This window comes from Virgibacillus siamensis, assembly GCF_039522605.1.
Classification (GTDB): Bacteria; Bacillota; Bacilli; order Bacillales; family Amphibacillaceae; genus Lentibacillus; species Lentibacillus siamensis.
In genome coordinates, this window is record NZ_BAAADS010000025.1 from 314,078 (window position 1) to 326,436 (window position 12,359).

Annotated in this window: 16 protein-coding genes; 5 read left to right on the forward strand and 11 right to left on the reverse strand. The window is 40.5% G+C overall.

Annotated elements, in window-relative coordinates; translation table 11 throughout:
- Positions 1 to 60: 60 nt before the first annotated feature.
- Positions 61 to 666, forward strand: a complete 606-nt coding sequence (locus tag ABD010_RS16750) for a YhcN/YlaJ family sporulation lipoprotein (RefSeq protein ID WP_343815682.1) — start codon at positions 61 to 63, stop codon at positions 664 to 666.
- A 164-nt stretch (positions 667 to 830) separates the two neighbouring features.
- Here ABD010_RS16750 and ABD010_RS16755 read toward each other — a convergent pair whose 3' ends face one another.
- Positions 831 to 1,121: a hypothetical protein gene (locus ABD010_RS16755; protein WP_343815684.1), complete on the reverse strand. Its 291-nt coding sequence runs from the start codon at positions 1,119 to 1,121 to the stop codon at positions 831 to 833.
- Positions 1,122 to 1,256: 135 nt separating this feature from the next.
- Here ABD010_RS16755 and ABD010_RS16760 point away from each other — a divergent pair, with 135 nt between their 5' ends.
- Positions 1,257 to 1,460, forward strand: a complete 204-nt coding sequence (locus tag ABD010_RS16760; protein WP_343815685.1) for a YlaI family protein — start codon at positions 1,257 to 1,259, stop codon at positions 1,458 to 1,460.
- A gap of 25 nt (positions 1,461 to 1,485) precedes the next feature.
- Here the strand turns inward: ABD010_RS16760 and ABD010_RS16765 are convergent, their stop codons facing one another.
- A complete protein-coding gene (locus ABD010_RS16765; protein ID WP_343815688.1) occupies positions 1,486 to 1,803 on the reverse strand; it encodes a YlaH-like family protein in 318 nt (105 codons plus the stop codon).
- A 143-nt stretch (positions 1,804 to 1,946) separates the two neighbouring features.
- Here ABD010_RS16765 and ABD010_RS16770 point away from each other — a divergent pair, with 143 nt between their 5' ends.
- A complete protein-coding gene (locus ABD010_RS16770; RefSeq protein WP_390350834.1) occupies positions 1,947 to 2,117 on the forward strand; it encodes a DUF5325 family protein in 171 nt (56 codons plus the stop codon).
- A gap of 15 nt (positions 2,118 to 2,132) precedes the next feature.
- On the opposite strand, the gene ABD010_RS16775 is transcribed toward ABD010_RS16770, so the two are convergent.
- Together ABD010_RS16775 and ABD010_RS16780 are read right to left on the reverse strand one after the other, a co-directional pair.
- Complete coding sequence (locus ABD010_RS16775) at positions 2,133 to 2,942, reverse strand: inositol monophosphatase family protein (RefSeq protein WP_343815690.1); 810 nt, start codon at positions 2,940 to 2,942, stop codon at positions 2,133 to 2,135.
- A gap of 145 nt (positions 2,943 to 3,087) precedes the next feature.
- Positions 3,088 to 3,279: a hypothetical protein gene (locus ABD010_RS16780; protein ID WP_343815693.1), complete on the reverse strand. Its 192-nt coding sequence runs from the start codon at positions 3,277 to 3,279 to the stop codon at positions 3,088 to 3,090.
- 205 nt (positions 3,280 to 3,484) lie between these two features.
- Between ABD010_RS16780 and ABD010_RS16785 the strand changes: the two genes are divergently transcribed.
- Complete coding sequence (locus ABD010_RS16785; protein WP_343815696.1) at positions 3,485 to 4,102, forward strand: YktB family protein; 618 nt, start codon at positions 3,485 to 3,487, stop codon at positions 4,100 to 4,102.
- Between the two features lie 60 nt (positions 4,103 to 4,162).
- On the opposite strand, the gene ABD010_RS16790 is transcribed toward ABD010_RS16785, so the two are convergent.
- The 4 genes from ABD010_RS16790 to ABD010_RS16805 all read right to left on the reverse strand — a co-directional run bounded on the left by ABD010_RS16790 (position 4,163) and on the right by ABD010_RS16805 (position 6,698).
- Positions 4,163 to 4,432 carry a UPF0223 family protein gene (locus tag ABD010_RS16790; RefSeq protein ID WP_343815699.1) on the reverse strand — a complete coding sequence of 90 codons (270 nt, stop codon included), beginning with the start codon at positions 4,430 to 4,432 and terminating at the stop codon, positions 4,163 to 4,165.
- Positions 4,433 to 4,444: 12 nt separating this feature from the next.
- Positions 4,445 to 5,404 carry an NAD(P)H-dependent flavin oxidoreductase gene (locus ABD010_RS16795; RefSeq protein ID WP_343815702.1) on the reverse strand — a complete coding sequence of 320 codons (960 nt, stop codon included), beginning with the start codon at positions 5,402 to 5,404 and terminating at the stop codon, positions 4,445 to 4,447.
- 117 nt (positions 5,405 to 5,521) lie between these two features.
- The gene (locus ABD010_RS16800) at positions 5,522 to 5,626 is read right to left on the reverse strand and encodes a GapA-binding peptide SR1P (protein ID WP_343815705.1); all 105 of its coding nucleotides are present in this window, start codon (positions 5,624 to 5,626) and stop codon (positions 5,522 to 5,524) included.
- A gap of 190 nt (positions 5,627 to 5,816) precedes the next feature.
- On the reverse strand, positions 5,817 to 6,698 hold the full coding sequence (locus ABD010_RS16805; protein WP_343815707.1) for a polysaccharide deacetylase family protein: 882 nt from the start codon (positions 6,696 to 6,698) through the stop codon (positions 5,817 to 5,819).
- 261 nt (positions 6,699 to 6,959) lie between these two features.
- Here ABD010_RS16805 and ABD010_RS16810 point away from each other — a divergent pair, with 261 nt between their 5' ends.
- Positions 6,960 to 8,480, forward strand: a complete 1,521-nt coding sequence (locus tag ABD010_RS16810; RefSeq protein ID WP_343816390.1) for a glycine betaine uptake BCCT transporter — start codon at positions 6,960 to 6,962, stop codon at positions 8,478 to 8,480.
- A 160-nt stretch (positions 8,481 to 8,640) separates the two neighbouring features.
- Here ABD010_RS16810 and lpdA read toward each other — a convergent pair whose 3' ends face one another.
- Genes lpdA through ABD010_RS16825 form a run of 3 tightly spaced genes read right to left on the reverse strand, consistent with a single transcriptional unit; the run spans position 8,641 to position 12,359 of the window.
- Positions 8,641 to 10,047: a dihydrolipoyl dehydrogenase gene (lpdA, locus tag ABD010_RS16815; protein ID WP_343815710.1), complete on the reverse strand. Its 1,407-nt coding sequence runs from the start codon at positions 10,045 to 10,047 to the stop codon at positions 8,641 to 8,643.
- 3 nt (positions 10,048 to 10,050) lie between these two features.
- On the reverse strand, positions 10,051 to 11,358 hold the full coding sequence (locus ABD010_RS16820; protein ID WP_343815712.1) for a dihydrolipoamide acetyltransferase family protein: 1,308 nt from the start codon (positions 11,356 to 11,358) through the stop codon (positions 10,051 to 10,053).
- 23 nt (positions 11,359 to 11,381) lie between these two features.
- Positions 11,382 to 12,359, reverse strand: a complete 978-nt coding sequence (locus ABD010_RS16825; protein WP_343815715.1) for an alpha-ketoacid dehydrogenase subunit beta — start codon at positions 12,357 to 12,359, stop codon at positions 11,382 to 11,384.

Sequence of the window (12,359 nt, forward strand, 5' to 3'; positions counted from 1 at the left end):
ATTGTTCCATACAAACTAATAAGACAGTAATTCCGTCAAAACATTAAAGGAGGAGCAAACATGCTGTTACGTCTAGGAATACTGTCTATTGCATCCATTATGGTAATAGCCGGTTGTCAGCAAAACCAGGAAGAACAATCATTGCCATCAGAAGATAAAAATAACAACGACCGCATTGTACAAATAGACGATTCAGATCCAATGGAGAAAAAGAATTTAAGCAACAGTGAAATTGCTGCACATCTGTCAAATGTGGCTAGTGAGGTGCCGCAAGTAAATGATGCAGCATCAGTGGTTGCCGGGTCTTATGCTGTTGTTGGCATTGATGTGGATAAGGATCTTGACCGGTCACGGGTAGGTTCGGTGAAATATTCTGTACTTGAATCATTGAAAGAGGATCCATATGGAAAAACTGCTGTTGTCGTTGCAGATGCGGACGTCGTGCAGCGGCTTCGGAATATGGGCGATAAAATCAGCCAGGGATACCCGGTGCAAGGTGTAGTTGATGAACTGTCAGGAATTGTAGGAAGGTATATGCCAGATTTCCCAATAAACGAAAACAGACCGGATGAACCGGACCAAAATAAGAATACGACACCAAAGAAAAAAGAGAAACAGCTGGATGATATTGAAGAGGATCAGTCAAACCAGCATAATAAGGAATGAATGCGAGCTCGAATGCCCCTATTTTTGCCGGGCCATGTCCAACCATGAAGACAATCGTGGGTATGACTACATTTTCGTGGATATTGAAAACATGGATATATCATCTTTCCTTACAAATACCCATTAAAAAGGTGCTTTCCGAATCAATCAGAAAGCACCTTTTCTTATTTTAAATCCTTCTTCTCTTCCTTTGCTTCATTGTAGTATTGCACGCCAAACTGTGAGCCTTCCGATACCATTTTGGAATTTTCCTCCTGTGCCGGAACCTCGGATTCCAGCTGGTCCGGTTTTCCGGCTTCTTCCAAAGTAGAATCCTGCTGATTATCCAGCAGTTTATCTTTTACAGTGTCTACTTTTCCTTTTAATTTAGTTCGGGTTTCCTCATTTTTCAGTACATATCCTGCAATTCCAGCACCAACTGCTCCAACCGCCGATGCAATATATCGTTTTCTCATCGAATCAACCTTTCCTGAATTTTACCATCTGATTATACCTATTCCCATCCTATTTTCTTATAAAACCTTTTCTTTTATGCATGGACATGTCATGTTATAGTATTATTAGAAAGCCTAATTTTCGAGGTGAAAAAAATGAAAGTAAAATGTGTTTTATGTGACACAATTGAAGATATTGACGGTCAATCGTTGAAAGCGAAACGATTAAGAAACCGCAGAATCCATATGTATTTATGCCATGAGTGTGATCAGCGAATCAGTGAACGAACAAAACAACGACATGCTACCGGACAATTTCAGTTATATGAGGAAAAAAAGAAACGTGACAGCCTGATCTGAAAAAGCTCCCTATTTGGGAGCTTTTTCAAAATTCTTTTCCTGTTTCCGCTTTCCTTTTTCTCTCCTTGTACAAGCGAAACCGGTAAATACCAAGGATTAATGACATGATAATCAGACTCTCCGTAATCGGGTACCCCACTACACTGAAAAAAGTAATAATAATTGATCCAAATGCAAGCAGTATGTATACCAGAACAGATTTTAATAATGGCAGCTGACGGGCAAACCCCAATTTATAGGCAATAGCTGCAAAAATTAAATTGGAAAAATAAAAAATGGCTAATTCATGACCATGAAAATGTTCAACCACAAAGTCAAAAAGCGGACTGAAATTTGTATTCATTTAGATCCTCCATTACCTGCTTTCATTAAAACTCCTCTACTATCATACTAAATCTTACGTTTGCATGCTAGTTAAAAAAACGTCGATTTTGTGATATTCTAGTCAGTGGAATATAATTGCTTACGATTAAAGAGGTGTCATCATTGAAAAATATCAACATTCCGATGCTGCTTTTGGCAACTTTGGTAATTCTTATGTTCGTGTTAGTCGGAATTGCCATTTCCTATCGCAACATCTGGTTCGTACTCTTATTTATCTTATTGGGCTTTGCCTTTATGGGATTCGGATTATCACTCAAACGAAAAAGAAAGTGACCCGATACAACGGTGTCACTTTCTTCCTTTTTGAAGATGGTCATCAATAATCTGGGATTGTATGGAAGGATTACAAGCAACAATTGAATTGGTGCTGAGTAAATTAATATCTGCTCCCCAAGCGTTAGTGGAAATTCCCCCTGCTTCATCTAAAATTATCAAACCGGCAGCAATATCCCACGGGGCAAGACTCATTGTGATATACCCATCAATAATTCCTTCCGCTACATAAGCGAGTTCCAATGCAGCCGATCCGTACAGGCGGGTGCCTCGTATCGTCCTGATAAAATGCTGCATTACCGTTTCATCCACAAGCCTGTTTTCACATAACCAATAATGGTTCATTCCAATAATCGATTCGGTTATTTTTCGGTCAGCGGGAAGCGTTGGTAATCGGAAGTCATTCTTATATGCACCTCCCCCTCGCTTCGCACTGTATAATGTATCATCCATTACATCATAAATAAAACCAATTTCACCTATTCCATCGTGATAAATACCAACGGAGATGGCGAAATTTCTTTTTTGATGAACAAAATTCATCGTTCCATCAATTGGATCGATAATCCAAACTGTCCCTTCTAAATCCTTTAAATCGTCACCGTATCCTTCCTCACTGATAATGAGGTGATTCGGAAATTCACGTTTTATCCGATTGACAAAAAAATACTCAGTATTCTTATCCATCGTGGTTACCAGGTCATTCGGATTTGATTTCGTTGTAATTTCAAGAGGAGCCCCAATTTGATCTTTGATGATTGCTCCTGCTTCCATAATCCATTTTTTAGCTTGATCGTATAAGGTATTGCGTGTATCCAAGTCCATATATTATCCTCCATTATGCTGCCTGTCTTTTTAAATCATACCAGATTGGAGGGTTCAAATCACGAAATAATATCATATCATAAATCAAATGACCCCAACCCTGTTCATTAAACATGAACATATGTATCATGGGGTCATCGAACTTTTATTCGGATTCCGCTACCACCAGCTGCTGATGTAACTGCTTCAACCGCTCTTTTGATTTTATAATTTCAACCTGATCCTGTGCCTGCAGTGCATCATGCAATGTTACCAGTTCATAATCTATTTCCATTCGAATGACGGGCAATTTCTCCTGCGCTTCTTTTTTGCGCAATGCTTCCATTACATATTTCAATACACTCACACCCTTTCAGATGGCTTTTATTATATATATGACACTTCAATGCAAAAGGTTCACTCATTATCAATTGTTTATATTACATTCCCCTTTTTTACAATGATTTAAACACCTGAAACGGTAATACTTGACTGCTTTCGTCATTTAACTAATAATAATTATTATAATTTGTAATAAAATAGCATGGAAAGGATGTAGCAAAATGGGTTTCAGAGGGTTTTCGAATAAAGACTTTAACACGTTTCAGATTAGAGGGTTGGATAACCGGATGGAAGCAATTCAGGAACGGATTCAGCCAAAATTTAAAGCAATCGGTGAAAAACTGTCAGACAATCTTGCAGAAATGACTGGACAGGATATGTACGTCCATATAGCACAGCATGCCAGAAGAACGGTAAATCCGCCAAATGATACCTGGATGGCATTTTGTCATAATAAACGCGGCTACAAAAAACATCCACATTTTCAAATTGGGTTATTTGATGACCATTTGTTTATATGGCTTGCCTATATTTATGAACTTCCGGACAAGCAGCATTTTGCAGAGACTTTCCTGAATCATAAGGATAATATTAAGGAATCCATTCCAGGTGATTTTGTGATTTCGCAGGATCATATGAAAAAGGATGCAACAGCATTGTCAGACATTGATTTGGAAAAAACACTGACCCGTTTTAAAAACGTAAAAAAAGCTGAATTCCTGATTGGTAAACATATTGATCCGGCAGATTCTGTATTGAAATCCGGAAAAGCATTTATTGACGAGGCAGAGGAAACGTTTAACAAGCTCACACCACTCTATAAAATTTCCATGAATTAAATGGGAATGAATCCATAAAAAGAGGCTGGGGCAAAATTGTTTGCCCCAGCCTCTTTTTGTCTAATTCATTTTTACAAATTTCCCCTCTTTATTACGTGCCTGTTTAACAACTGGATAACTTTTATAACCGGATGCTTTTTCAAATGCTGCGAAGTACGTTTTTTCCTCACCCTTTGAAGGGACAATCGATTTAAACCTGTGATATGCGGCTAATACATCGTCGCGCTTTACCTGGCTTTCATAAGCCTTTTCAATCAGATTAAAAAAATTTACCACATCAATAATTTCCTGTTTCGTCCATGACTCGTCAAACGGATAATGATAGTTCATTTTCCCACCACCTCACTCTGACCATCGACCAGTAATTAATTCAGCCTCGTCAACCATCGATGTTATCAATTCTTTTACTGTCGGGATATTATTTACTCTTGCTGCACTTTGTCCAGCCCAACCGAATCCTGCTTCATCATCCCCATCATAAATATACCGTTTATTTGCCTGTCCGCTTATGTACGCTTTTAACGAATCATAATCCCCATGTGAATCCTCCAGACCTAATATTTGATCCGTCCAGGAATTTTTTAATGCCCGAGCAGGAGTCCCCAATGATCGTTTAATAACCACTGTTGCATTCTCATCTGCATCCAAGAGCGCCTGTTTATATGACTGGTGTGCATGAACACATTCTTTTGTTGCTATAAACCTTGTACCCATTTCAACACCTTCCGCTCCAAGCGCAAGTGCAGCAAGCATTCCCCGTCCATCTGCAATCCCTCCAGACGCGATGACCGGAATGGAGACAGAATCCACCACTTGCGGAGTCAGCACAAACGTACCAATATCACCACGCCCAAGATGACCGCCGCCTTCCTGTCCAACAACCATAACAGCATCGGCACCCAGTTGTTCCGCTTTTTCCGCCTGTCTTCGTGCGGCAGTCAGTACCAGTTTTTTAATGGGATGACCTTGCACCATATCGAGAACACCTTTTGGATTTCCGCCAGTAACAGAAATGGCGGAAACTTTCTCTTCAATGGCAACTTCCACCATATGTTCAAAGGATCTGCCATGCTGACCAATTGCAAAGTTTACGCCGAATGGCTTGTCAGTCATCGTCCGCACCCTTTTGATTTCTTCACGCAATTCATCCGGTGTGGACAGACTCATGGCTGTGATTTGTCCGAGCCCACCTGCATTAGACACTGCAGCAGCCAAATCCGCATAAGCCAGATAAGCAAGTCCACCTTGTATAATTGGATAGTCAATATTAAATAATTCCGTAACCTTTGTCTTCCAGTTCATCAAAGCAACTCCTTTTTCCTCATCTTATCATGCTGGCTGCTGAAAAAACTACTTTTAACCTTAAAAACATCCATTAAAAAACTGCATGAATGCCATGCAGTTTTTATTTATCTTCGGCTAGTTTCCATCGCAATTCGGACATGTTCCATAAAGAGTAGTAACTTTTTCATCATCAAAATGCTCGATTACCTGCTGACAATCCTGACAAACAATAGTACCCATATGGCACAGCTCCTTTTTCGAAAAATTCATTATAACACTGTGAAATAATTATAATATGACATAATAAAAGAATCAACCCTTAATTAGTATAACATATTAAATCAATTATGTTTTTGTTAACAACAAAAAATGGACACTCTAATTTTGTGTGACTATTAAAAAAGGACAGCCGCTACTAGCTGTCCCGAGATTATTGCTTCGTTTTAATCTGTTCAGGGTCTACCATTTCATATCCTTTATTCCGGAGCCCTTTGATGATTGCAGGCAGTGCCTTCTCAGTCCATTTCCGGTCGTGCATTAATAAATTGGCACCAGGTTTCAGCAAACTGTATGGAACATCAACTTCCGGCCCTTTACCGGTAACCATTGCCTTCGTTAATTTTTCTGCATCCATGTATGGCTTAAAATAGTCGTAACCGTATGTCCAGTTCATGACCACCATTCCTTCGTCAGCTGCCACTTTTCTCGAATAATCCGTATTTGCCCCATTTGGCGCCCTGAAAAACTTCGGCTGTTCACCGATGATTTTTTTAACAAGCTTGTTCAATCTGACAATTTCTTTCTTTTGGTCTGCTTTGGATAAATCCGGGAGAAAAGCATGATTGTATGTGTGATTTCCGATTGCGAATCCCATGGAATGAATCTTTTTCAGGATTTTCTTTTCCTTATCAGTATCCAGGAAATGACCGTTCACGAAAAAAATAGCTCCCGCATTTTTTTCCTTAAGTGTCTTGGCAATCTCAAGTGCGTATTTATCCGGTGCATCATCAAATGTTAATAAAACCACTTTATCTTCCTTATTCTTATGTATTGGTACAACTGTCGATTTTTTATTAATTTTGTATGTTGGAGCCGACTTTTCATCATTTGTCTGCTCATCTTTCTTCTTATCTTTCTGTTTATTTTTCTGATTATCTTTGTTAACCTGGCTGCTGCTTTCTTCGTGGCTCTCATTTGCCTGTTCCTGGTTAGCCGATTGTTCTGAACTATTTTCTTCTTCAACTGTTCCTGTGTCATTGCATGCTGTCGTCAATAGCAATGTTGTCAGTAAAAGCCATATTACGTGCTTCATAGGTATTTCCCCCTTGCTGTTAAGATGACTCCCCAATTATATCGCATTAAAGATACATACGGCTATGCTTCCAAAAAATAAGTTGTTTATTTTTGTCGAAGTTGGGTTATATATTAAAGAATCTGCAAGAATGGAATTGCCATAATCGGAAAGGATAAGGACAGCATATTTTTGTTGAAGAATTTAGCCTCATATGTTTAAATACAACAATGTGTTCTTTTAGCAAACTTCTTGTCAAACTACATAGAAAGGAATGGGATGATGGAAAAAGTAACAAGAGTATTTTGGATTTCCGCTGTCGTAGCAATATTATTCATTATTTGGGGAGTAATTCCCGAAAGTGTACTACATAGTGCCAACATGGATAACGTAACTTCAAATATCCAGGCATTCATTGTCAATAAATTCGGCTGGTTTTATTTATTGAGTGCAACTGCATTTGTAGTATTTTCAATTTACCTTATCTTTTCAAAGTATGGAAGCATTCGACTGGGTAAACCTGGCGAGAGACCGGAATATTCCTACATTACATGGTTCGCGATGCTATTCAGTGCAGGTATGGGAATTGGGCTGGTTTTCTGGGGTGCCGCAGAACCGCTTAATCACTTTCATACCCCACCATATGGAGATCCGGAAACGGCGGAAGCTGCCAAAACAGCAATGCAGTTCAGTTTCTTTCACTGGGGATTGCACCCATGGGCAGTTTACGCAACACTTGCATTGGCACTTGCCTACTTTAAATTCAGGAGACAGTCCCCCGGACTTGTCAGTTCTATTCTTGAACCGCTTTTTGGTCCCCGTATAAAAGGTAGATGGGGGACAGTTGTTGATTTTATTGTTGTGTTCGCAACAATATTCGGTGTAGCCACTTCACTCGGTTTCGGTGCCATTCAAATCAGTGGTGGTTTCTCATATGCATTTGGGCTGCCTAATACATTCATAGTGCAGTTAATAATCATCGCAATTGTAACAGTTCTCTATATGACTTCTGCCATGACCGGTTTAAACAAAGGGATTAAATACTTAAGTAATGCCAACATTATACTTGCGATTTTATTAATGCTGTTCTTATTGTTTGCCGGACCGACTAACTTCATCATTAAGATGTTTACATCAACATTTGGCAGTTATATACAAAACCTTCCAAGCATGAGTTTCCGTATGACACCATTTAATGCGGACAACACTTGGGTTAAGGATTGGACGATTTTCTACTGGGCCTGGTGGATTGCATGGGCGCCATTTGTTGGTACATTTATTGCCCGTGTATCCAGAGGACGGACAATACGTGAATTCGTATCCGGCGTCCTTCTTGTTCCCACTATATTCGGTGCCTTATGGTTTTCGGTTTTTGGCGGCTCCGCAATTAACCTGGAGTTTTTTCAAGATGCAAACCTTATTCAGGATGTTAATGAAATTGGTAAGGAAACCGCATTGTTTGCAGTACTTGAACAATTTCCACTTGGAACGGTCATGTCCATCCTTGCAATTTTACTAATCAGCACATTCTTTATTACTTCTGCAGATTCTGCAACATTTGTCTTGGGAATGCAAACAACCGGTGGAAGTCTATATCCGCCAAATCAAGTAAAATTCGTATGGGGTATCATTCAATCAGCCGCTGCAACGGTTCTGTTATGGCAAGGCGGTCTGCAAGCACTGCAAACCGCATCCATCATTGCAGCACTGCCATTTGCAGTTATTATGCTGCTGGTGGTCATATCATTAATGAAGGCATTTAAACAAGAAGCAAAAGAAATGGAACAGAAACGAAAACAGTAGCTAATTAATAAGACGGACCGGCTAATTCCGGTCCGTCTTATTATTTTTTTGAAATGGTTGCATTTCCTTCTTCTGCATCTTTACTTCGTGAAATGACAAACTTATACATACCAAAAAACTGCCCTCATAAAAATGGGGGCAGTTTATACTTTATACCTGATTACATCGTATGAATTGGCATGCCCAATGCAACATCTGCAGCTTCCATAACCGTTTCACCCAAGCTTGGATGCGCATGAATGGTGAGTGCGATATCTTCTGCTGTCATGCCTGCTTCAATAGCAAGCCCGACTTCCGCAATTACATCACTCGCATTTGGTCCGGCAACTTGAGCACCAATTACAAGGCCGTCTTCTTTCCTTGTAATCAGCTTCATGAAGCCATCTGTGTCATTAAGTGACAATGCACGGCCATTAGCTGCAAATGGAAACTTAGATGCTTTTACTTCATAACCTGCATCTTTTGCACCTTGCTCCGTATAACCAACTGTTGCAAGCTCTGGATCAGAGAATACAACGGCAGGGATACCAAGATAATCAATTTGTGATTTTTCCCCACTGATTACCTCTGCAGCAATTTTACCTTCATAGGATGCTTTATGTGCAAGTGGAGGTCCTTCCACTATATCACCAATTGCATAAATATTATCGATATTTGTGCGGCATTGCTTATCAATTTTAATAAGTCCTTTATCGTCCAATTCGATTCCAACCTGTTCAAGACCAAGTTCTTCGGTATTAGGACGGCGCCCGACAGTTACAAGTACATAATCAGCATCAATGGTTTCTTCCTTCCCATTGGCTTCATATTTTACTTTCACACCATCTTTGGATTCTTCAACGCCTTGTGCCATTGCTTCTGTTATAACATTGACGCCTTTTTTCTTAAGACGCTTCTTCACAACCTGTTTCATGGACTTCTCGAAACCGCCTAGAATTTCTTTTGTACCTTCCAGAACAGTAACTTCGGTGCCGAAATTCGCGTATGCTGTACCCAGTTCTGTTCCAATATAACCGCCGCCGATCACGACCATTTTTTGAGGAATTTCATCAAGATTCAATGCCCCCGTTGAATCAAGCACGCGATCCGAAAATTTGAAGCTTGGAATTTCGATCGGTGTCGAACCAGTTGCAATAATACAGTTGTTAAATGTATATGTCTGTGATTGTTTATCATCCATTATTTTAACTGTGTTCTTATCAACAAAATATACTTCACCTTTTACAACATCGACTTTATTGCCTTTTAGCAGACCTTCAACACCAGATGTTAACTTGTTGACGACTTTACCTTTCCATTCCTGAACTTTGGAAAAATCAACAGAAACATTTTCCGTTTTAATACCGAGTTCTTCATTACCTCGTGCATGCTCCGTCAAGTGGCCAGCCTGAATCAGGGCTTTGGAAGGGATACAGCCGACGTTCAGACAAACTCCGCCAAGATTCCCTTTATCAGCTATTGTCACTTTTTGACCGGTTTGGGCAGCACGGATGGCAGCTACATAGCCGCCTGGTCCGGCACCCACAACCAGTGTATCAACTTCAATTGGAAAATCTCCTACTACCATAATTTACGCCTCCATCATAATAAGTTGTGGATCGTTCAATAACCGCTTGATTTGGTTCAATGCCAATTGTGCTGTTGCACCATCAACAATGCGGTGATCAAAGCTTAATGAAACTGCAAGCACTGGTGCAATTACTATTTCACCGTCGCGGACAATTGGTTTTTCAGCAATTCGGCCAATTCCCAGGATAATTGCTTCCGGATAATTCAAGACCGGTGTAAACCATTGTCCACCTGCAGAACCAATATTGGTAATTGTATTGGATGCACCTTTCATCTCTTCAGATGTAAGTTTACCACTGCGGGCTTTTTCTGCCAACTCATTAATTTCCCCGGAAATCGCAAAAATCGACTTACGGTCAGCATCTTTTACGACCGGTACAAGCAATCCTTTGTCAGTATCTGCGGCAATTCCAATATTGTAATAATGCTTGTAAATAATTTCATCTGAATCATCATCTACTGCAGCATTCAAAATCGGATATTTTTTCGATGCAGATACAAGTGCTTTGGCAACATACGGAAGATATGTCAGCTTAATTTCCTGATCAGCTGCTACCTGCTTGAATTTCTTGCGGTGTGCTACAAGTTCAGTAACATCAACTTCATCCATCAGCGTTACATGTGGTGCTTTTGTTTTGGAATTAACCATTGCTTTGGCAATAGTCTTGCGGATTCCGGTCATTTTTTCACGGGTTTCCGGATAGTCGCCTTCAGGTGCAGCAGCTTCTCCAGCTGGCTTGGACTCTGCCTCTTCAGCTTTTTCTTCCGTGTCAGCCGGCTGGTCGCCGCTTAAGTAACTGTCCACATCCTCTTTCAAAATACGTCCATTTTTGCCTGAACCCTGCACGCTCTTAATATTCACTTCATTATCACGCGCATATTTACGGACTGAAGGCATTGCGATTACTCGTTTATCATCAGAGGAATCACTTTTTTCTTTATCTGCTGATTCTTTTTGATCTGCTTTATCTTCGGTCTGATCATCAGCGTTCGATTCCTGTTTCTGATCTTCCTGCTGGTCATCTGCCGCTTCTGCAGATTCCGCTTCTTCGTCATCGTCCGACTCATAGCCTTCCGCATCAAATGTGATGATCGTGTCACCAACGGTAGCGACTGTACCTTCATCAACATGAACCTTTTCTACCGTACCATCAACCGGTGATGGAATTTCCACAACAGCCTTATCATTTTGCACTTCACAAAGGACGTCATCTTCCTTGACTTCATCGCCTTTTTGAACAAACCATTTAACGATTTCACCTTCGTGGATACCTTCACCAATATCAGGCAACTTAAAATTATAAGCCATTCATACTGCCTCCCATCTTGAATTTAAAAGTTAATTGATTCTTTCACTCGTTCGATAATGTCCTGGTGATTTGGCAGCCAAATCTCCTCAGCCTGAGAAAATGCGTAAACTGTATCAGGCGCCGAAACTCTCAAAATTGGTGCTTCTAGATGCAGAATTGCACGTTCCTGAATTTCCGAGATAACATGTGATCCTACACCAGCTTGACGCTGTGCTTCCTGAACCATTATCATCCGATTAGTCTTCTTAACTGACTCTACAATTGTATCAACATCAATCGGTGATACGGTGCGCAAATCAATTACTTCTACACTGATATTATCTTTTTCCAGTTCATCAGCAGCTTTCAATGCTGTATGAACCATTGCACCATAGGCAACAATTGTTACATCGTCACCTTCCCGTTTTACATCGGCCTTGTCCAAATCAACGGTGTATTCGTCATCAGGTACTTCACCGCGGAATGAGCGATACAACTTCATGTGTTCCAAAAACAATACTGGGTCATTACTCCGTATCGAGGAAATTAACAGTCCCTTTGCATCATATGGTGTTGTAGGGATCACCACGCGAATGCCGGGTTGTTGTGCAATCAATCCCTCGAGTGAATCAGCGTGCAGTTCCGGTGTATGAACGCCGCCGCCAAATGGGGTACGGATGGTAATCGGCATCGGATATGTTCCGCCACTGCGATAGCGCATACGCGCCATTTGTCCGTTAACTGAGTCCATTGCCTCATATATAAAGCCGAAGAACTGAATTTCAGGCACTGGACGGAATCCTTGTGCTGCAAGACCGATGGACATTCCGCCAATTCCGGATTCAGCAAGTGGTGTATCAAACACACGTTCTTCGCCAAATTCTTTTTGCAATCCTTCCGTTGCCCGGAAAACACCACCGTTTTGGCCAACATCTTCACCGAATACAAGCACATTTTCATCATTTTTCAGTTCATTGTGCATCGCATCAGTGATTGCTTGAATCATTGTTTTTTGTGCCAT